23 protein-coding genes and 3 pseudogenes are annotated in these 20,292 nt (G+C 45.3%); 5 read left to right on the top strand and 21 right to left on the bottom strand.

Features of this window, described 5'->3' with window-relative positions:
- Positions 1 to 13 precede the first annotated feature (13 nt).
- Both evgS and evgA read right to left on the bottom strand, forming a co-directional pair.
- On the bottom strand, positions 14 to 3,607 hold the full coding sequence (evgS, locus tag QUE74_RS15495; protein WP_001354800.1) for an acid-sensing system histidine kinase EvgS: 3,594 nt from the start codon (positions 3,605 to 3,607) through the stop codon (positions 14 to 16).
- Between the two features lie 4 nt (positions 3,608 to 3,611).
- Entirely contained in the window at positions 3,612 to 4,217 is a 606-nt protein-coding gene (gene evgA, locus QUE74_RS15490; RefSeq protein WP_219071672.1) for an acid-sensing system DNA-binding response regulator EvgA, read from the bottom strand.
- On the opposite strand from evgA, the pseudogene emrK reads away from it, so the two are divergent.
- Both emrK and emrY read left to right on the top strand, forming a co-directional pair.
- A pseudogene (gene emrK / locus QUE74_RS15485) lies at positions 4,210 to 5,304 on the top strand (multidrug efflux MFS transporter periplasmic adaptor subunit EmrK); the annotation flags it as partial. The gene evgA and the pseudogene emrK sit on opposite strands and share 8 nt — an antisense overlap.
- A complete protein-coding gene (emrY, locus tag QUE74_RS15480) occupies positions 5,304 to 6,842 on the top strand; it encodes a multidrug efflux MFS transporter permease subunit EmrY (RefSeq protein ID WP_001018699.1) in 1,539 nt (512 codons plus the stop codon). The pseudogene emrK and the gene emrY, both read left to right, overlap by 1 nt.
- A 108-nt stretch (positions 6,843 to 6,950) precedes the next feature.
- Here emrY and dsdA read toward each other — a convergent pair whose 3' ends face one another.
- Both dsdA and QUE74_RS15470 read right to left on the bottom strand, forming a co-directional pair.
- Positions 6,951 to 8,279 (bottom strand): D-serine ammonia-lyase, encoded by a 1,329-nt coding sequence (gene dsdA, locus QUE74_RS15475; protein WP_000426410.1) that lies wholly within the window; start codon positions 8,277 to 8,279, stop codon positions 6,951 to 6,953.
- A gap of 17 nt (positions 8,280 to 8,296) precedes the next feature.
- Positions 8,297 to 8,479, bottom strand: a pseudogene (locus tag QUE74_RS15470) (GntT/GntP/DsdX family permease); the annotation flags it as partial.
- Positions 8,480 to 8,735: 256 nt separating this feature from the next.
- On the opposite strand from QUE74_RS15470, the gene cscR reads away from it, so the two are divergent.
- Positions 8,736 to 9,731, top strand: a complete 996-nt coding sequence (cscR, locus tag QUE74_RS15465; RefSeq protein ID WP_001354799.1) for a sucrose operon repressor CscR — start codon at positions 8,736 to 8,738, stop codon at positions 9,729 to 9,731.
- Between the two features lie 7 nt (positions 9,732 to 9,738).
- Here cscR and cscA read toward each other — a convergent pair whose 3' ends face one another.
- Positions 9,739 to 11,172: a sucrose hydrolase gene (gene cscA, locus QUE74_RS15460; protein WP_000194536.1), complete on the bottom strand. Its 1,434-nt coding sequence runs from the start codon at positions 11,170 to 11,172 to the stop codon at positions 9,739 to 9,741.
- A gap of 215 nt (positions 11,173 to 11,387) precedes the next feature.
- Between cscA and cscK the strand changes: the two genes are divergently transcribed.
- Together cscK and cscB are read left to right on the top strand one after the other, a co-directional pair.
- Entirely contained in the window at positions 11,388 to 12,302 is a 915-nt protein-coding gene (cscK, locus tag QUE74_RS15455) for a fructokinase (protein WP_001274873.1), read from the top strand.
- A gap of 71 nt (positions 12,303 to 12,373) precedes the next feature.
- Complete coding sequence (gene cscB / locus QUE74_RS15450) at positions 12,374 to 13,621, top strand: sucrose MFS transporter (RefSeq protein WP_001197033.1); 1,248 nt, start codon at positions 12,374 to 12,376, stop codon at positions 13,619 to 13,621.
- A gap of 79 nt (positions 13,622 to 13,700) precedes the next feature.
- Here the strand turns inward: cscB and QUE74_RS29620 are convergent, their stop codons facing one another.
- The 16 genes and pseudogenes from QUE74_RS29620 to QUE74_RS15370 all read right to left on the bottom strand — a co-directional run bounded on the left by QUE74_RS29620 (position 13,701) and on the right by QUE74_RS15370 (position 20,218).
- A complete protein-coding gene (locus QUE74_RS29620) occupies positions 13,701 to 13,805 on the bottom strand; it encodes a DUF4942 domain-containing protein (RefSeq protein ID WP_462606792.1) in 105 nt (34 codons plus the stop codon).
- Between the two features lie 339 nt (positions 13,806 to 14,144).
- Positions 14,145 to 14,345 (bottom strand): response regulator inhibitor TorI, encoded by a 201-nt coding sequence (torI, locus tag QUE74_RS15440; protein WP_001163428.1) that lies wholly within the window; start codon positions 14,343 to 14,345, stop codon positions 14,145 to 14,147.
- Between the two features lie 57 nt (positions 14,346 to 14,402).
- Positions 14,403 to 14,570 (bottom strand): hypothetical protein, encoded by a 168-nt coding sequence (locus QUE74_RS15435; RefSeq protein ID WP_000545733.1) that lies wholly within the window; start codon positions 14,568 to 14,570, stop codon positions 14,403 to 14,405.
- Between the two features lie 384 nt (positions 14,571 to 14,954).
- Positions 14,955 to 15,236: an ASCH domain-containing protein gene (locus QUE74_RS15430; protein ID WP_286331539.1), complete on the bottom strand. Its 282-nt coding sequence runs from the start codon at positions 15,234 to 15,236 to the stop codon at positions 14,955 to 14,957.
- Positions 15,229 to 15,870 (bottom strand): dATP/dGTP pyrophosphohydrolase domain-containing protein, encoded by a 642-nt coding sequence (locus tag QUE74_RS15425; protein WP_286331537.1) that lies wholly within the window; start codon positions 15,868 to 15,870, stop codon positions 15,229 to 15,231. Before QUE74_RS15425 ends, QUE74_RS15430 begins: the two co-directional genes overlap by 8 nt.
- Positions 15,871 to 16,203: 333 nt before the next feature.
- Positions 16,204 to 16,382, bottom strand: a pseudogene (locus tag QUE74_RS15420) (hypothetical protein).
- Between the two features lies 1 nt (position 16,383).
- On the bottom strand, positions 16,384 to 16,572 hold the full coding sequence (locus QUE74_RS15415; RefSeq protein ID WP_000797279.1) for a hypothetical protein: 189 nt from the start codon (positions 16,570 to 16,572) through the stop codon (positions 16,384 to 16,386).
- On the bottom strand, positions 16,569 to 16,745 hold the full coding sequence (locus tag QUE74_RS15410; protein WP_000797289.1) for a hypothetical protein: 177 nt from the start codon (positions 16,743 to 16,745) through the stop codon (positions 16,569 to 16,571). Before QUE74_RS15410 ends, QUE74_RS15415 begins: the two co-directional genes overlap by 4 nt.
- 172 nt (positions 16,746 to 16,917) lie before the next feature.
- Complete coding sequence (locus QUE74_RS15405; protein ID WP_286331534.1) at positions 16,918 to 17,670, bottom strand: ead/Ea22-like family protein; 753 nt, start codon at positions 17,668 to 17,670, stop codon at positions 16,918 to 16,920.
- Positions 17,667 to 18,311 (bottom strand): hypothetical protein, encoded by a 645-nt coding sequence (locus QUE74_RS15400; protein ID WP_032191729.1) that lies wholly within the window; start codon positions 18,309 to 18,311, stop codon positions 17,667 to 17,669. The genes QUE74_RS15405 and QUE74_RS15400 overlap by 4 nt, the downstream gene beginning before the upstream one ends.
- Positions 18,308 to 18,475 carry a DUF2737 family protein gene (locus QUE74_RS15395; protein ID WP_286331532.1) on the bottom strand — a complete coding sequence of 56 codons (168 nt, stop codon included), beginning with the start codon at positions 18,473 to 18,475 and terminating at the stop codon, positions 18,308 to 18,310. The genes QUE74_RS15400 and QUE74_RS15395 overlap by 4 nt, the downstream gene beginning before the upstream one ends.
- Before the next feature lie 10 nt (positions 18,476 to 18,485).
- Positions 18,486 to 18,779, bottom strand: a complete 294-nt coding sequence (locus QUE74_RS15390) for a phage anti-RecBCD protein (RefSeq protein ID WP_286331531.1) — start codon at positions 18,777 to 18,779, stop codon at positions 18,486 to 18,488.
- Positions 18,780 to 18,802: 23 nt separating this feature from the next.
- On the bottom strand, positions 18,803 to 19,186 hold the full coding sequence (locus tag QUE74_RS15385; protein WP_286331528.1) for a hypothetical protein: 384 nt from the start codon (positions 19,184 to 19,186) through the stop codon (positions 18,803 to 18,805).
- Positions 19,186 to 19,791 (bottom strand): ERF family protein, encoded by a 606-nt coding sequence (locus tag QUE74_RS15380; protein ID WP_029305437.1) that lies wholly within the window; start codon positions 19,789 to 19,791, stop codon positions 19,186 to 19,188. The genes QUE74_RS15385 and QUE74_RS15380 overlap by 1 nt, the downstream gene beginning before the upstream one ends.
- Before the next feature lie 10 nt (positions 19,792 to 19,801).
- Positions 19,802 to 19,972 carry a hypothetical protein gene (locus QUE74_RS15375; RefSeq protein WP_000050554.1) on the bottom strand — a complete coding sequence of 57 codons (171 nt, stop codon included), beginning with the start codon at positions 19,970 to 19,972 and terminating at the stop codon, positions 19,802 to 19,804.
- A 75-nt stretch (positions 19,973 to 20,047) separates the two neighbouring features.
- A complete protein-coding gene (locus tag QUE74_RS15370) occupies positions 20,048 to 20,218 on the bottom strand; it encodes a hypothetical protein (RefSeq protein ID WP_001183771.1) in 171 nt (56 codons plus the stop codon).
- Positions 20,219 to 20,292 lie beyond the last annotated feature (74 nt).

Genomic DNA, 20,292 nt, shown 5'->3' with positions numbered 1-20,292 from the left:
TGGGAGCCGCTATTTAGTCATTTTGTTGACAGAAAACCGCAATCTCCTGGTCTAACTCTGCAATGTGTTCTTTAACAGAGTTCAGCAACTTAAGAATTTCAGGCTTGCTGTCATCTGAAACGGGCGTTATTTCTAACTGGTGGCTAAGATTAATCAACTTTTGCAAATTCAGGATGTTAGCCGCACCGTGGATGCGATGAATACACTGATGGAAAGTTCTGTTATCGCCAGCTTCTAACGCATGAAACGCAGCGGGTAGATCTTTATGCGTTTCATGCTGGAAAGTCATGAGAATCTCCTGCATCAGTTGTAGATCGTTCGCCGTATTATTTTTCAGGGCCTCGATATCAAGGTGGCGATACTGAGGTGCAATATGTGCAACCTGGTGTAACTGACTTAAATGTGTTTTCAGTACATCCAGGGTTAACGGTTTGAACAAACATAAGTTCATGCCGCAATTTAACCCTTTTTCACGTTCGTTAGCCTGTGCGTTGGCTGTAAGCCCCCAGATGGGTAAGGAAGAATTTTGCTCACGGAGTTTGCGAGTCAACTCAAAACCATCCATATTCGGCATATTAACGTCAGTAATAAGCAGATCATAATGTTGCATACTGACTTTGTGTAGCGCTTGCACACCATCAGTTGCTTCATCAACATCATATCCTAATAGGTTTAGCTGGCGTTTGAGTAATAGCCTGTTGGTCGGATGATCATCCGCGATTAATATGCTCAACTTTTCAGGGAGTGTCATAGGTTGTTCTGCTTTTGCCTCGACAGTCGCCACTTGTTGGGTAATTTCTACCGGGATTGTGATCGTAAATGTCGTTCCTATGCCTGGATGACTTTCTAATGACAAATCGCCCTGCATGTTTTTAATTAATTCTTTGCAGATCATTAAGCCTAAACCAGAACCTGTTTGCTGACGACCTGCTGTTGTTTGGCTATAGCGTTTAAACAGTTGTTGTTGTTCTTCCTGAGATAATCCGCTTCCGGTGTCCATAATGGTCATTTTGATAACAGCGTGGTTGTCATCAATATGAACCAGGGAAGTCGTAATTTTTACTGCCCCCTCGGTGGTAAATTTAAGGGCATTACTCAGTAAATTAGACAGCACCTGCTTAAATGCTTGAGGGTCGATTTTAACCAGGTAGCGTTCAGGAAGCGTACTGCTGCAATTTAATGCGATGGATTTGCTTGCAGCAATCGCACCGAAAGAATGACAAGTGTTCTGGACTAAAGTAGGGATATCGACCCATTGTGGTTGAAGTTGATAGTTACCCGACTCAATTTTGTCGACATCAAGGATTTCACCAATTAAGCCGAGGAGCGACTGTCCGGTGGCGTAAGCAAGTGAAATCGCCTCCACACGTTGCTCCTTGCTAAGACCTGAACCCGACAGAAGTTCCAGGAAGCCCATAATGGAGCTTATTGGTGTTCTTATTTCGTGACTCATTGTTGCCAGGAACTGGCTTTTTGCGACAGTTGCATTGATCGCTTTATTTCTTTCTACTTCGAGTGCATGAATTAAATCACGCGTCTCGGTAATATCTTGCCAACCACAAATATATACTGCATTGTCACTTGCAGGTAAATTGCATAATGTATGCCAATGATTAATGCATCTTTTTTCAGTACCATTATTAATTTCAAAAACTTGGCTATATATTGTTCTGTTTTCTTTTGTTTCTGCTGTGACTTCATGCACATTAGAAAAAACATCTTTAAAGGGGGAGTCACTGTTTTCTAATGGTAACATTGCATTTTTGTAGTAATCAGCAGTGAAATAATGTTCAAATGCACTATTGTGACTAATGACATTACCTTGCCAGTTTACAACATAAGTTGGATTCGGTAAGGAATCCGAGAGTGCTTTCCGGAATGATATTTGGTTTTCTAAATCACCCTGAATTACCTTACGACGACGAACTGAGCGTAACAGGTAGAATCCCCATAAAAGGCTACTGCCAACTAATAAAACGGATAAAGTCGTAACAATGTAAAATTGCTCACTATAGAGGTCCCATGTGTCAATGGTCACATTGGGCATTTTGATCCATTTTTCCGTCAGGCGCAGAACTTCGCTTGGGGGAATTGCATTCAATGCTTTATTAATAATATCCTTAAGTTCTGGTTCTCCGCGAGGAAAAGCGAACGAAAGCGATGCATTCTCAACGCCGGGAATAAGAAAATGATAAAGCTCATTAGGATAGTAATGGTCGATCATGTAACGCGAATTTAGCTGTGTCGCGACCAGGGCATCAAGTTCACCTTCCTTAACCTTGTGAAATGCAGCGCTAGCATTATCGACTTGTATCCACTCAACCTCCGGATACATCTCTTTCAATTGCGAATGAAGCTCATAATAATATGGAATGGCAACTTTCATTCCTTTTTTTAAAGTTTGTTCACTATCAGGCGCTTTTTGCATGACGAAAACGTAAGGCGTTGTTATGAATGCTTCAGCAAATAAAACATTATTTTCTCGATCTTCACTATAAATAGCGCCAGGTAAGATATCCCATCCATCGGGATTAAGCTGTGTTCCGGCATGGATATTGTGTGAAACGGTGATCGGAGAAAATCTTAAACCTGTTTGCAATGTAATAATATTAAGAATATCCCCCATAACGCCCCGAACCGAGCCATTTTCATCAGTCATAGAATAGGGAGGGGAGTAAGGATTTTCCAGCACCTTTAAATCGGGATGTTGCTTAATCCACTGTTTTTCATGTTCAGTGAGTTCTAATGGTTTGTTCAGAAAGGCCAGGTTTCCTGTATCAAGCCAATTTTGTGATACTTCATAGCGAACTTCATTTGTTAAAGCATCAACAAACCGATTGAGTACTTCATTAAGAATGACGGATTCTTTTCTGGTCAAGAAAAAATTATATTGACGCGGCGAGTTATAATATTTCACTACATTTAAGGAGTGAGTGAAATAGCGGGAAATCATACTGCTGGTAATGATGTTACTACCAATAAAGTAATCATTATGTCCGGTAGAAACGGATGCTAATGCCTGATATAAATTTGTAAAAGAGATAATTGTTGCTTTTGGAAATGATTGATGAATTACCTCGTCTGGGGGGTAATTTGCTACCCGAGCAATATTTACTGGTTTTGGTGAGGTAAGCGGTCGCATTGAGTCGTGAAGGGTGGTTACCAGCGCCGGAAAGGTAATTATCAATGGTTTGGTTGCAGCAATGTCATTATTAAGAGGCGGCGAAGTAACTAAATGTGATAACACTATATCGACTTCACCTTCTGCAAGCGCGTCCATTGCTTTTTGATGATCTGCGTATTCCCGGAGTGTTAATTTGATATTTAACGCTCTTTTTAAAAGATTTAAATAATCAGCATTAATACCACGAACCCGTTGCTGCGAATCGGTATGCAACAACGTAGCCGTTTGGGACTTGTGTACTGCAATCACAAGATTTTTTTTGCTCGCTAACCAACGTAATTCCTTGTTGCTCAGACGTAGTGGATCAAGCGTGACACGGTTGTTACTACTGATGCCACGATATTCGATGTAATCTTCGTCTGCGAAACTTATGGTCGACCAAAGACCACAACAGAGAAGAAAAAAATAGGGTAAAAACTTCATGTGATTAGCCGATTTTGTTACGTTGCGCGAATGTGTAAAGATCCATCAGTGATTTACATTCTAATTTTTCCATCAGGCGACTTTTATACGTGCTGACAGTTTTGTTGCTGATGAACATTTTTTCCGCAATGTCATTATTGTCCTTGCCATCAAGAATATACCTCATGACACTAATTTCTTGTTTCGATAAGGAGTCGAGTTTTTGCTGGTCGGACGTTAAACTTCCAACAAACCGGTTGAGAGAGAAAGGGAAATAGCAGTAGCCATTTTTTGCAGCTTCAATAGCCGCAATGATATTGTTCATGCCTTCTTTTTTACTCACGAATCCATTAGCGCCAGCATCAGCACAATGTTTCCCGTAAAAATGGTCATTTTTAGCGGAGACGATAATAATAATTCCGCTATATTGGCGCTTCCTCAGCGTTTCTAACACCTGGATACCGTTAACTCCGGGGATATCGACATCAATGATGACGATATCAGGTTTAAGTGTTTCCACCCGCTGAACGGCACTTCCCCCTTCAGTCAACTCCGCTAAGATTTCAATATCGTTTTTGATCAATAAATTACGAATTGCTGCGATAGCAAGAGGATGGTCATCAATAATTATTGCGTTTTCAGGAGCCTATGCCTATTGGTCACTGGAATTAGAAGACATGATTAGTACAGATGACGCCTATGTTACGGGGAATGCTGATCCAATTTCTGCACAAGTCTCAGGCAGTGTCACTGTCGTTAATCATAAAGATACGAACTTTGTTCGACAGGGTGACATTTTAGTTTCACTGGATAAAACTGATGCTACGATTGCACTCAATAAAGCTAAAAATAATCTGGCAAATATTGTGCGACAAACGAATAAACTATACTTACAGGATAAACAATACAGTGCCGAAGTCGCTTCAGCACGTATCCAGTATCAACAATCTTTAGAAGATTATAATCGTCGTGTGCCGCTAGCAAAGCAGGGGGTTATTTCAAAAGAAACGCTGGAGCACACCAAAGATACGTTAATAAGTAGCAAAGCGGCATTGAATGCAGCTATTCAGGCTTATAAAGCGAACAAAGCCTTAGTAATGAACACACCATTAAATCGCCAGCCACAAGTTGTTGAAGCTGCGGATGCAACCAAAGAAGCCTGGTTAGCGCTTAAGCGTACGGATATTAAGAGTCCGGTTACTGGTTATATTGCCCAGCGAAGTGTGCAGGTTGGCGAAACAGTGAGTCCTGGACAATCGTTAATGGCTGTCGTACCGGCACGTCAAATGTGGGTTAATGCCAACTTTAAAGAAACACAACTCACGGATGTACGGATTGGTCAATCGGTTAATATAATCAGCGATCTTTATGGTGAAAATGTTGTGTTTCATGGTCGGGTGACAGGGATCAATATGGGAACCGGCAATGCGTTCTCCTTATTACCTGCACAAAATGCGACAGGGAACTGGATCAAAATCGTTCAGCGTGTACCGGTTGAGGTGTCTCTGGATCCAAAAGAACTCATGGAACATCCCTTGCGCATTGGTTTATCGATGACTGCAACCATTGATACCAGGAACGAAGACATTGCCGATATGCCTGATCTGGCTTCATCCGTGACGTCAATGCCTGCTTACACCAGTAAGGCCTTAGTTATCGATACCAGTCCGATAGAAAAAGAGATTAACAACATTATTTCTCATAATGGACAACTTTAATGGCAATCACTAAATCAACTCCGGCACCATTAACCGGTGGGACGTTATGGTGCGTCACTATTGCATTGTCATTAGCGACGTTTATGCAAATGTTGGACTCCACTATTTCTAACGTCGCAATACCCACAATATCTGGCTTTCTCGGAGCATCAACGGACGAAGGCACATGGGTTATCACATCGTTTGGCGTAGCAAATGCCATTGCGATCCCTGTTACCGGCAGGCTGGCACAAAGAATAGGCGAATTAAGGTTATTTTTACTATCAGTAACCTTCTTTTCGCTGTCTTCATTAATGTGTAGTCTTTCGACTAATCTTGATGTTCTTATATTTTTTAGAGTCGTCCAGGGATTAATGGCGGGGCCGTTAATTCCATTGTCACAGAGTTTATTATTAAGGAATTATCCGCCAGAAAAAAGAACATTTGCTTTGGCGTTATGGTCAATGACCGTAATTATCGCTCCGATTTGTGGGCCGATATTGGGTGGCTATATTTGTGATAACTTTAGTTGGGGATGGATATTTTTAATCAATGTCCCTATGGGGATTATCGTCCTGACATTATGTTTAACTTTACTTAAAGGAAGAGAAACTGAAACTTCACCGGTCAAAATGAATTTACCAGGGTTGACCCTGTTAGTGCTCGGTGTTGGTGGCTTGCAAATTATGCTTGATAAAGGGCGCGATCTGGATTGGTTTAACTCGAGTACAATCATAATATTAACAATAGTGTCAATTATTTCTCTGATCTCTTTAGTCATTTGGGAGTCGACCTCAGAGAACCCAATTCTTGACCTCAGTTTATTCAAGTCGCGTAATTTCACCATTGGTATTGTGTGTATCACATGCGCATATTTATTTTACTCTGGGGCGATTGTACTTATGCCGCAGTTGCTGCAGGAAACTATGGGGTATAATGCGATATGGGCCGGGCTTGCCTATGCGCCAATCGGCATAATGCCACTATTAATATCGCCTTTAATAGGACGTTATGGCAACAAAATTGATATGCGTGCATTGGTTACATTTAGTTTTTTGATGTATGCGGTTTGCTATTACTGGCGTTCTGTGACATTTATGCCAACGATTGATTTCACAGGCATCATTTTGCCACAGTTTTTCCAGGGATTCGCCGTTGCCTGTTTCTTTTTACCCTTAACAACGATTTCGTTTTCAGGGTTGCCAGATAATAAATTTGCCAATGCCTCGAGTATGAGTAATTTTTTTCGTACCCTGTCAGGATCAGTTGGTACGTCGTTGACAATGACGTTGTGGGGACGACGCGAATCGTTACACCATAGTCAGTTGACAGCAACCATCGATCAATTTAACCCCGTGTTTAATTCATCATCACAAATTATGGATAAATACTATGGTTCGCTTTCAGGGGTTCTTAATGAAATTAATAATGAAATAACTCAGCAGTCACTTTCAATTTCTGCAAATGAGATTTTCCGTATGGCGGCTATTGCTTTTATCTTACTTACGGTATTGGTTTGGTTTGCGAAACCGCCGTTTACAGCGAAAGGTGTTGGGTGATGGTAAAAAGAGAGAGCTATAGCAGGTAAGACGGTAGAATCTTAAGCCTGCGCCATCGGCAGCATCGTTCACCCAGGGAAAGGATGGTGATGCTGCGTTGAAACGTTATTAACGGCCTTTAGCCAGATATTGCTTCATCTCTTCTTCCGGCACCATTCCACCTCCTGTCGCCCACACCAGATGAGTGGCATTACGCAGTTGTTCTGTGCTGAAACCTTGCATCTGTTGGTAACTTACTGATGCGCACACGCGCTGAGGCCCAGCCATACCCGCCAGTGCTGAAGGTTCAAGACGAATGTCTTCTTCCTGCGCCAGCCAGCCAAGCATGTCATACATGGTTTGATCGCTAAGGGTATAGAAGCCATCCAGCAGACGCTCCATTGCTCGCCCGACAAAGCCTGATGCGCGACCAACAGCAAGGCCATCCGCTGCGGTAAGGTTGTCGATACCAATATCCTGAACAGAAATCTGATTGTGTAGTCCGGTATGGACGCCTAACAGCATACAAGGAGAGTGCGTGGGTTCGGCAAAAAAGCAGTGAACATGATCGCCAAATGCCAGTTTAAGACCGAATGCGACGCCACCAGGACCACCGCCAACGCCACACGGCAGATAGACAAACAGAGGGTTACCAGCATCGACGATACGACCTTGCTGGGCAAATTGCGCTTTAAGACGCTGGCCTGCGACGGAATACCCAAGGAACAACGTGCGGGAATTCTCGTCATCAATAAAGAAACAGTTCGGGTCAGACTGCGCTGCTTTACGTCCTTCCTCGACGGCAACCCCATAATCTTGCTCATATTCCACGACCGTAACGCCATGGCTGCGCAGTTTCGCTTTTTTCCATGCCCGGGCATCAGCAGACATATGTACTGTCACCTTAAAGCCAATGCGGGCGCTCATAATACCGATTGATAACCCCAGATTTCCGGTTGAGCCCACAGCAATGCTGTATTGGCTAAAGAACTGCTTAAACTCCGGAGAAAGCAGTTTGCTGTAGTCATCTTCAAGCGTCAGCAACCCTGCTTCCAGAGCCAGTTTTTCTGCATGTGCCAGGGCTTCATAAATCCCGCCGCGTGCTTTTATGGAGCCGGAAATAGGCAAATGGCTATCTTTTTTCAGTAACAGTTGCCCGCTGATCGGTTGCTGATATTCCTTTTCCAGCCGTTTTTGCATAGCCGGAATGGCAACCAGTTCTGATTCAATAATCCCTCCAGAGGCAGCCGTTTCAGGAAATGCTTTTGCCAGATAGGGGGCAAAACGAGATAAGCGCGCATGGGCGTCTTGAACATCCTGTTCGGTCAGGCCAACATAAGGTAAACCTTCAGCCAATGAGGTCGTGCCAGGATTGAACCAGGTGGTTTCTTTAAGAGCAACCAGATCCTTTACCAACGGATACTGGGCGATGAGCGAGTTCATTTTAGCGTTTTCCATAGTACGTCTCTTTGCGCTTAGATGATAAATGACAGCAGGAATGTGCCCGCCAGAGCGACGACTGAAGCGATAAATGTCGCTGTCGTATAGTATTTATATGTTTCACTGAGCGTAGCGCCGCAAAATTGTTTCATCAGCCAGAAAAACGAGTCCGTAACGATCGTGCAGCCAATCGCAATAATTTCCGGGCTGATGTCTGGTTACAGCCACAGCACAATGATCCATATTTATATTTTTTCTCCGGGTGGGTGATGCCAGTCGGCATGTTTTACCTACTTGTCTGCATGGTGACTCGTTGGCGAGAACAGAGGCGGAATTGGTTACAATTGTCCGGGAATTCTTGTTATTTTTTACTGTATTGTCGTGTCGGGTGATAGGACGTTAAGAATATCGCTGGATCTCGCCAGTGACGTCTGTTTCTGCTACAGTGCCCGTTTTACGGCAAACGGCTTGGGTATGGCTTCATTAAAGGATGTCGCACGCCTGGCGGGAGTGTCGATGATGACTGTCTCCCGGGTGATGCATAATGCAGAATCTGTGCGTCCTGCAACGCGTGACCGCGTATTGCAGGCAATCCAAACCCTGAATTATGTTCCTGATCTTTCCGCTCGTAAGATGCGCGCTCAGGGACGTAAGCCGTCGACTCTCGCCGTGCTGGCGCAGGATACTGCTACCACTCCTTTCTCTGTTGATATTCTGCTTGCCATTGAACAAACCGCCAGCGAGTTTGGCTGGAATAGTTTTTTAATCAATATTTTTTCTGAAGATGACGCTGCCCGCGCGGCACGTCAGCTGCTTGCCCTCCGTCCGGATGGCATTATCTATACTACAATGGGACTGAGGCATATCACGCTGCCTGAGTCTCTGCATGGTGAAAATATTGTATTGGCGAACTGTGTGGCGGATGACCCAGCGTTACCCAGTTATATCCCTGATGATTACACTGCCCAATATGAAGCAACACAGCATTTGCTCGCGGCGGGCTATCGTCAACCGTTATGCTTCTGGCTACCGGAAGGTGCGTTGGCAACAGGGTATCGTCGGCAGGGATTTGAGCAGGCCTGGCGTGATGCTGGACGAGATCTGGCTGAGGTGAAACAATTTCACATGGCCATAGGTGATGATCACTACACCGATCTCGCAAGTATACTCAATGCCCACTTCCAGTCTGGAAAACCAGATTTTGATGTTCTGATTTGTGGTAACGATCGCGCAGCCTTTGTGGCTTATCAGGTTCTTCTGGCGAAGGGGGTACGTATCCCGCAGGATGTCGCCGTAATGGGCTTTGATAATCTGGTTGGCGTCGGGCATCTGTTTTTACCGCCGCTGACCACAATTCAGCTTCCACATGACATTATCGGGCGGGAAGCTGCATTGCATATTATTGAAGGTCGTGAAGGGGGAAGGGTAACGCAGATCCCTTGCCCGCTGTTGCTCCGTTGTTCCACCTGATATTATGTTACCCCAGTTGCCAGAGTGCTCCATGTTGCAGCACGGCCACTCCGTGGGCGGCATAGAGCGACAGTTCCCGTTCTTCTGGCTGCGGATAGATTCGGCTACTCATCACAGCTTCCCCGTCGTTAATAAATACTTCCACGGATGATGTATCGATAAATATCCTTAGGGCGAGCGTGTCACGCTGCGGGAGGGGAATACTACGGTAACCATCTAAATTCTCGTGTGGGTAATACCGCCACAAAACAAGTCGCTCAGATTGGTTATCAATATACAGCCGCATTCCCGTGCCGAGCTGTAATCCGTAATGTTCGGCATCGCTGTTCTTCAGAGCCCAGTGCAACTGAATCTCAACCGCTTGCGCGTTTTCCTGCAAAACATATTTGTTGCTGATTGTGTGGGGAGAGATTGATTGATGCTGCTGGCGTAACGACTCAGCTTCGTGTACCGGGCGTTGTAGGAGTTTGCCATTGCTCTCTGAAAGCTCGCGCGCCAGCGTCATGCAGCCTGCCCAGCCTTCACGTTTTGAGGGCATTGGCGATTCCCACATATCCATCCAGCCGATAACAATACGCCGACCATCCTTCGCTAAAAAGCTTTGTGGTGCATAAAAGTCATGCCCATTATCAAGTTCAGTAAAATGCCCGGATTGTGCAAAAAGTCGTCCTGGCGACCATATTCCGGGTATTACACCACTTTGAAAGCGATTTCGATAATTGTATCCCTCGGCATTCATTCCCTGCGGGGAAAACATCAGATAATGTTGATCGCCAAGGCTGAAAAAGTCCGGACATTCCCACATATAGCTTTCACCCGCATCAGCGTGGGCCAGTACGCGATCGAAAGTCCATTCACGCAATGAACTGCCGCGATAAAGCAGGATCTGTCCCGTGTTGCCTGGGTCTTTCGCCCCGACTACCATCCACCAGGTGTCGGCTTCACGCCACACTTTAGGATCGCGGAAGTGCATGATTCCTTCTGGTGGAGTGAGGATCACACCTTGTTTCTCGAAATGAATACCATCCCGGCTGGTAGCCAGACATTGTACTTCACGAATTGCATCGTCATTACCTGCACCATCGAGCCAGACGTGGCCGGTGTAGATAAGTGAGAGGACACCATTGTCATCAACAGCACTACCTGAAAAACACCCGTCTTTGTCATTCTCGTCTCCTGGCGCTAGCGCAATAGGCTCGTGCTGCCAGTGGATCATATCGTCGCTGGTGGCATGTCCCCAGTGCATTGGCCCCCAGTGTTCGCTCATCGGGTGATGCTGATAAAACGCGTGATAACGATTGTTAAACCAGATCAGGCCGTTTGGATCGTTCATCCACCCGGCTGGAGGCGCGAGGTGAAAATGGGGATAAAAAGTATTCCCCCGGCGCTCGTGAAGTTTTGCTAGTGCGTTTTGCGCCGCATGCAATCGAGATTGCGTCATTTTAATCATCCTGGTTAAGCAAATTTGGTGAATTGTTAACGTTAACTTTTATAAAAATAAAGCCCCTTATCTTTATAAATGTGATTAATATCACAAATGTTAACGTTAACTATGACGTTTTGTGATCGAATGTGCATGTTTTAGTAAATCCATGACGATTTTGCGAAAAAGAGGTTTATCACTATGCGTAAGTCAGATGAATTTGAGGGAAAAAAATGTCAGCCAAAGTATGGGTTTTAGGGGATGCGGTTGTCGATCTCTTGCCTGAATCAGACGGGCGCCTACTGCCTTGTCCTGGCGGCGCGCCAGCTAACGTTGCGGTGGGAATCGCCAGATTAGGCGGAATAAGTGGGTTTATAGGCCGGGTGGGTGATGATCCTTTTGGCGCGTTAATGCAAAGAACGCTGCTAACGGAGGGAGTCGATATCACGTATCTGAAGCAGGATGAATGGCACCGAACATCCACGGTGCTTGTCGATCTGAACGATCAGGGGGAACGTTCATTTACGTTTATGGTCCGCCCTGGTGCCGATCTTTTTTTAGAGACGACTGACTTGCCCTTCTGGCGACATGGCGAATGGTTACATCTCTGTTCTATTGCGTTGTCTGCTGAACCTTCGCGTACCAGCGCATTTACTGCGATGACGGCGATCCGGCATGCCGGAGGTTTTGTCAGCTTCGATCCCAATATTCGTGAAGATCTGTGGCAAGACGAGCATTTGCTCCGCTTGTGTTTGCGACAGGCGCTACAACTGGCGGATGTCGTCAAGCTCTCGGAAGAAGAATGGCGACTTATCAGCGGAAAAACACAGAACGATCGGGATATATGTGCTCTGGCAAAAGAGTATGAGATCGCCATGCTGTTGGTGACTAAAGGTGCAGAAGGGGTGGTGGTCTGTTATCGAGGACAAGTTCACCATTTTGCTGGAATGTCTGTGAATTGTGTCGATAGCACGGGGGCGGGAGATGCGTTCGTTGCCGGGTTACTCACAGGTCTTTCCTCTACGGGATTAGAGACCGATGAGAGAGAAATGCGACGAATTATCGATCTCGCTCAACGTTGTGGAGCGCTTGCAGTAACGGCGAAAGGGGCAATGACAGCGCTGCCATGTCGACAAGATCTGGAATAGTGAGAAATAAACGGCGAGGCCGTTCTTGTCTCTGAATAGGACGTGAATATTTTAACGACAGGCAGGTAATTATGGCACTGAATATACCATTCAGAAATGTGTACTATCGTTTTGCATCCAGTTACTCATTTCTCTTTTTTATTTCCTGGTCGCTGTGGTGGTCGTTATACGCTATTTGGCTGAAAGGACATCTAGGGTTGACTGGGACGGAATTAGGTACACTTTATTCGGTCAACCAGTTTACCAGTATTCTATTTATGATGGTCTACGGCATCGTCCAGGATAAACTCGGTCTGAAGAAACCGCTTATCTGGTGTATGAGTTTCATCCTGGTCTTGACCGGACCGTTTATGATTTACGTTTATGAACCGTTACTGCAAAGCAATTTTTCTGTAGGTCTAATTTTGGGGGCGCTCTTTTTTGGCTTGGGGTATCTGGCGGGCTGCGGTCTGCTTGATAGCTTCACCGAAAAAATGGCACGAAATTTTCATTTCGAATATGGAACAGCGCGCGCCTGGGGATCTTTTGGCTATGCGATTGGCGCGTTCTTTGCTGGCATATTTTTCAGTATCAGTCCCCATATCAACTTCTGGTTGGTTTCGCTATTTGGCGCTGTATTTATGATGATCAACATGCGTTTTAAATATCAGGATCAGCAGTGCGTAGCGGCAGATGCGGGAGGGGTAAAAAAAGAGGATTTTATTGCAGTTTTCAAGGACCGAAACTTCTGGATTTTCGTCATATTTATTGTGGGGACGTGGTCTTTCTATAACATTTTTGATCAACAGCTCTTTCCTGTTTTTTATGCAGGTTTATTCGAATCACACGATGTAGGAACGCGCCTGTATGGTTATCTCAACTCATTCCAGGTTGTACTCGAAGCGCTGTGCATGGCCATTATTCCTTTCTTTGTTAATCGGGTAGGGCCAAAAAATGCATTACTTATCGGTGTTGTGATTATGGCGTTGCGTATTCTTTCCTGCGCACTGTTCGTTAATCCCTGGATTATTTCATTAGTGAAGCTTTTACATGCCATTGAGGTTCCACTGTGTGTCATTTCCGTCTTCAAATACAGCGTGGCAAACTTTGATAAACGCCTGTCGTCGACGATCTTTCTGATTGGTTTTCAAATTGCCAGTTCGTTGGGGATTGTGTTGCTTTCAACGCCGACTGGAATACTTTTTGACCATGCAGGTTACCAGACGGTTTTCTTCGTAATTTCGGGTATTGTCTGCCTGATGTTGTTATTTGGCATTTTCTTCCTGAGTAAAAAACGTGAGCAAATGGTGATGGAAACGCCTGTACCTTCTGCAATATAGACGTAAACTCTTTCCGGTTGTTGTCGATAGCTCTATATCCCTCAACCGGAAAATAATAATACCAAAATGCTTAGCGCGGCTAATAATCGCCTAATCCAAACGCCTCATTCATGTTCTGGAACAGCCGCTCAAATGTACTCAGGATACGCGGTTCGCTGATTTCCAGGAAATTGTCGTAATTCAGCGACCTGTCCCGTGTATCACGGGCCTGCTAATCCATCAAGGAATGCATTGCGGAGTGAAGTATCGAGTCAAGCCAGATTTCGCGATCAGGATTCTGTGTGATGATTACATTGCCAGGCCCGGGGCTGTTTAGTCATCGCCGCACAGTGCTGAGATTTCAACCTGTTGCAGGGAAAATGAGTAGATTTAGGGCAAGTGTGCTGCCAAACCCAACTTTTACGCGGGGAAGGTAGATTTCGTTGGAAGGATAAATGGTGTCCCCTGCAGACATCTAATTGAGGATGCAGGGGATTGATTGGAATGGTATTTTTTAGATGTGAGAAATATTTTACCCGCTATTTTACCCATTAGCGCGGCTTAAGAGCTTATTTTTGAATTCACAATGGTCACGATATAACCATCTTGCTCGCCCGTGGATAACTTTGGCTTTAGGCAGGTCGCCGGACTTAATCCGGTCATAGATGAAGGTTTTACCGAAGCCAGTATCGGCCATGATGAATTTCAAATCAACCAGTGAATCAGGCTGTAGTTCGTGTTGCATGAGTGCTATCTCCGAATAGGGAATCGAACCTGCAAATCAGGCAATAAAAAGCCGCCATCAGGCGGCTTGGTGTTCTTTCAGTTCTTCAATTCGAATATTGGTTACGTCTGCATGTGCTATCTGCGCCCATATCATCCAGTGGTCATAGCAGTCGTTGATGTTCTCTGCTTCGATAACCCTGTTGAATGGCTCTCCATTCCATTCACCTGTTACTCGGAAGTGCATTTATCATCTCCATAAAACAAAACTCGCCGTAGCGAGTTCAGATAAAAGAAATCCATCAATTGGTTAGGGTTTTTGTAATTCTACGAATTATGTTGTTTTTTAGCTTCAGCTTTCCATTCATCAAAGGCAGTGTCTTTGTTCATGGTGATGATATTGATCTTACGGTCAATATCATATACACGCCACTCACCGTTAGGCCTCTCTTCGCATCTAACTAAGTATGAATTGCCATTAATATCTATGCGTCTGTCTATTTGCATGAACATTTTCAATTTTCGAATCCTCTTTAATATGCATTTTTTTGCTATTTCAGTAGTTTACTATTGATGAGGCATTATTATACACACTTCATTAATGCAAGCATCTTTATGCTATGCTACTAATTTAGCAATTGATATTCACCTTTATCGCGTAAACCTTTATCGGTTTATCACCGAAGTGGGGGTGTGTGATTGTTTTCACTTCATATCCTCCATACGGAACATCAATTCTGCGACTGGAGTCGTCGCGCTTCGGATATCCCTTTGTGATAATCAGGCGGTCATACTCGCGTAACATAATTCGCTTATTCCAGTAGTCATTACACAAGCGATACTCTTCCGTTTTCTCTCCGCGAATCATGGCATCGAAGTATTCACCTTTGACGGCAAGTTGCAGGTTAGCCACGGTTAACCTCCTGCTTCGGTGCTGCTGGCATTTCACGCCAGTGCGTAACTGAGTGCGGATCCGGATATTCGGTGCCATCATCCCAGCGATTACCATTCCACATTGCAGACCACATCTCACCGTCTTCATACATGACCATTACCGGAATTAACTTATCCGGCATTCGCTCACTACAGCTTATCCAACCATCCGGAATTACCGGAGAGTTGCCGGGTTCTTTAATGTGCAAGCGAGGCTCACCATCTTTTGGCTCAGGCCACTGGCGCTCCATGTTGATCTTCAATTTATCTTCCATAGCAGCGGTAATTTCAGCATCGCTGATGCCAGCACGGCGCTGTGCATCCCACAACAGGAACTGCATATCAGCCCACTCGCTGAGATCGTCAGGTTCGGCTGCGGCTTCCAGAGCCTCTTTTGAGAGGTGTTTCAGTGGACCAATGGGGCCAACGCAGCCAAATGTGGAGTCAGACCATTTGGCATGCTCGTGGCGAATCAGTTCGCGTTCCAGTGATGCCAGCGCAATCCGCGCCAGTTCTTCCGCTTCTTCTGCTGGCAGTACAACGTTGCTATCAGGTCCGTATGTTTCGCGCCACTGCTTGATTGTCAGTAGTCGCTCTTTGGTAATAGTGATCATGCCGCGTTTCCTTCTTTCTTATTAACAATTACACCGTCATATATTTCATTAAGGTGCCCTCTCAACTCCATGCGCCTTAATGCAGATAACATGTAATCGCATTCAACCTGCTTATTTCCAGTAAATGGCTTATCGTCAGGATTACCCCAACAGCAATTACCCTTGGGCCACCCATGTACTTTCCGTACTCTTCCGTTAACAACGTGAAGTAATCCCCAGCCAGGTGGTAAATCCTCAATTGAAATAATTCCCGGCTCACTAATAAAGAATCGCCAGTCGCCCATTCCAAGAGACGGATTTTTACGAAAACGCTTTTTTCTATCTGCCAACAAGTCAGCACGAGAACATTTCGCCTCTATCAGGCATGATGCTGAATTTCTGAATCCCATAGCATCTGGCTGCTCTCCGGTACTGGTTACAGCTATAAAGCGGTCATGAAAACAAACCTTGAACCCGTTGCGCTTAAGGAACTTGTACGCAATCTGACAGAGTTCGCGGTGTGTTAACGCCATATCACTCTCCTTTAGTGCGCAAGTGGTTTTTCCAGCGGTTTTGCGCCGCGCTGGGCTTTTTGCAAAAACCACAATCCATCATCCCGTAATATTTCATCAACCCCATCCGTCGGTTGCTGAGTCTCACCCACTGCCAGACGCCAGGAGCGTTTCTACGAACTAACAGAATCTTTGCTTTACGGTTTTTCATCTTACAGCGTACCCTTTCTTCCGCCTGTTCTGTGACGCAGTAGGCTTACGCTTTGCGGCAAAAGCCACCTGACCAAATGGATGGAGTACCGCTATCTTATGGTTGCTAATAACCAGCTCCACCACACGCACAGGTCGCTGTAAAAAAAGTCGTTTTGCCTTACGGTTTTTCATCGCTTTGCTCTCCTGCGTCTCTTTGCTGCTCGTCGTGCCGCTGCAATACCGGTATGGCGGCGCTTTGGTGCCGGGATGATGTTGTCAGCCATCAGGACATGTGGCTTTGCAATTAGCGCAGAAGCCCAAAAACGAGTCGGGTACGGTAACAAGCCGATACATGCCACACGCACTACTCACCTCCGTTGATGCGAATGCCAGCGGCACGGGAATCATTCCATCGCTTTACTTCTTCACGAATTACGTCAATGCATTCTTTCGAATCCATTAGGTAATCTTCATCAAAAAGCCTTTCCTGTTCGTTTTCTATCGCAACAATGATTGCTTCAACTAACTTTTGTGCCTGAGAACCACTTTCTAACTCTGCAATGCGCTTCTCTGCGGCTTCCAGCTTCTCGCGCATATCGTCAACGTACTCGACCAGAGATCCGCCAGCAGGAATTTCGCACTCCTCGACCAGTTGGAAGTAGATATCAGCTGCGGCCCGTGTGTTGCTATGCCTAGCGTCGCCCATCTCACCTTCACGAAGAGCATCGCGTTCGGCGGTAAGATTGGCTATTTTGCTGTCTTTGCCTTCCAGCTCAACGCGCAGCTTCCCTACCGTTAGCGCAATGTCCTCGTTCTCCTGGTCGCGGCGTTTGATGTATTGCTGGTTTCTTTCCCGTTCATCCAGCAGCGCCAGTACGGTAGCCGGATTGGCTGCGGCGATGAATTCAGCATTGGCCTGCTGTTCCATTTGGAAATCTTCATCGAAACCGCTTTCAGGATGTGCTCCTTCAATTCTGCAAATGGGAAGATATCCAACAACTTCACGATGAATTAACGCATCATCACAATCAAATCGGCTCTCTCCATATTCGAGCGACCATACACCACACGTTGCTTTTTCTGCCTTGGCACGCAGTGCCTGATAGTCAATTGTCATTCTCGCCATCCTTCACAGTTGTAATCACTACAGCCTTCAAAATCATATGGGTTGTACTGCCAGGTGATTTTTCCGCAATGCGGACAATTCCAACGCACCTTCCCGCTTCGCGACTTCTTTCTTCTGTTCTGCTTTTTCAACCAGTCAGGCATGACCAAACCTGCGCCCTGAACCATTGTTCTGCGGTTAAAGTTATTGATATTGAACGTCAGGCGCTTTGCTGAATCAGCAATGGAAAATGGCAACCAAACTATTCCTGGTTCGTTTTTGTTGGCGACGCTAAAGATGGTCGCTTTACTGAAGTCATCTGTTGGCAATCCACCGTGTTGAAGCCAGTAAACATCGTTGCCGTTCCAGCTACCTTTTTTGTAGGCCACATACGCAGTGCAATCTGGCTCAATCAGGTTTTCTGTAGGGATGTACTGGCAATCAACGTGCCACACAGCCATTGCATCAACGCTATCAGCGCAAACAGGCTGATCGATATCTCGACCACAATTCCAGGCTTTTTGGGCTTCTTCCAGCGTGTAAACATGAGCGCGATCGATATTAGAACTGTAACCATTGCCGTTATGGCAATGGAATGAAGCGTTATTACCCACAGTTTCACGCAAGCACATCATGTAAAAGCGGTTATTCACTGGCTGCCTCTTTTGCGCCACATCGCATTCAGATATTTGTTTTGATTTACTGATGGAAAAGAATTTCTCTTAAGCAATTCCTCTCTCGATGGCATTGGCTTTACGCGTTGGCGAATAATCATTTCTGCCGGAAGAATGCCGGGATTGTATGCAAGTCCTCTCATAGTAAATTCCTCAGTCATTACTGATAGCGCCATAGCGTGAGCGGTAATTACGCAGGCGCGGGTCAATTTCAGGGAAGTGGGTATATGTGGCTTTGCGGAATGGTCGGATTGATGTCTGGTAAATTCGCTCGCGCTCTTCTTTCTCTGCAAGCCATATGCAGTGGCGAAATTCCTTTTCCTCTTTCGTTTCCTGCGGTAGCGACATTATCAGGTCGTGGTTTTTTCTGAATTTATCCAGCACCTCCGATACGGAATTGCCGGAACAGCGGCGCGGGTCATCCGCACCATACAGAGGCGCTGGCATAATGGAATCCTTATGTTGCTAATTTAGAAGGGAATTGAATAGTCGTATTCAGGATGATTTTGATGATTGCTACTTTGCTGCTGTTGGCTGTTTCCTGAAGTTGCAAATCCAATCTTTGCATTCAGTAATTCAAGAGTGATTGATTGACCATTTTGCCCCTGATAAACATCAACCCTGATGTTTTCTCCGGTAATTTCTACAATGCCTCCTTCAACCAGAACGCTACGATAGTAATCCGCTTGCGCTCCCGGCTTGGCAAATACAACGGCGCTGTAGTTTGTCCATTCTTTCTTTTTTGTCTGGCGATCGTAATACTGAACGCCAGCACGGATGTTGAATCCGATATTTTCCCCGGCCTGAAACTCTCTTGCGGGTTTGTTTAGTCTTACTGTAATCGAATGTGCCATTAAGCTGTTGCCCCTTCTAATTCGTCTCGTCTGATGTTGTAAACGTCCTGCGCTTTGTGCTGCTCCGGCGTCCCTTCGAGCATCTTCCACGCTTTGGCGAACGCCTGTTTAAGCTCTTCTACGGTGTTTTTCTGCATTGCTGCGTCAGTGAATGCTTTTAGAACCTGTTCAGGTGTAAGTGATGGTTTTGATTGCTTTGCTGCTGCGTTCTGCTGATGTTTATGCTCGTCTGTATCTGCATCTTTCGCATCATCAATGCCGAACAAACCATTGAGGCAATACTTGCGCGCATAAGAACTTGTAGCTCCAGTAACTTGTGCAGAATCCATTCCTTTCTTGCTTTCTTCCTCTCTTGCGAGAGCGGTTGCCGTATGGCGGTTTTCGCCATCGGTAATAGTTGCCGTGGCTTTCACATAATACCGATCACCAATCAACACAACTTCATCGCTGATTGATAAAAACAGGCCATTCAGTAACGGCTTAACGCCTTCAAGAATGTCTTCGCAGCTTCTGTATTTATATTTACCGAATGAGTTGTACTGATTCTTTGGCGCGTTCAGATTCTCCTGAATAGCTGCCAGTCTTGCATAAAATTCTTTGCTCATATGTTTGTTCTCAGAATGGACATGGCCCAAGGAAATAACGCTGATTTAATACTTCAGTCTTTGCCGCATTCAAAAATACGCGAACACCTTCACGATCTCCCTTCTGGCGATACATTAACGCCTGCTGCGTGTACATGCGTCTCTGTAACTTGCTCTCCTTCACTGTGGTTGCAAGTGACATGAATATCTCCTTCGTTACCGATTAATTCTTTCATCTGACGAATGAATTCTTCGTCTGACCAGTTATCTGTAAAACTCATGGGCGGCCTTGTTGTTTCAAAATATCCCAAAGCTTTTCGAGCAAGCTTTTCATTCTTGGTTGTTTAAAGTCTGCTCCGGTTAAAATATTTTTTCGTGAATGCTGTACCGATAAAATCGGGTTGAAAGGGCGAACCGATGCCGCCCCTGCAATAGCGAACTGTTGCATAGGATGCTCCTTCTGTTTGATTGCATAACGAAAACGCCTCGAGTGAAGCGTTATTGGTATGCATATAAAAAGGC

The organism is Escherichia sp. 10290, assembly GCF_030295155.1.
Classification (GTDB): Bacteria; Pseudomonadota; Gammaproteobacteria; order Enterobacterales; family Enterobacteriaceae; genus Escherichia; species Escherichia coli_F.
The sequence above is the reverse complement of the archived record's forward strand: the minus strand, read 5'-3'. Positions and strand labels throughout refer to the sequence as shown.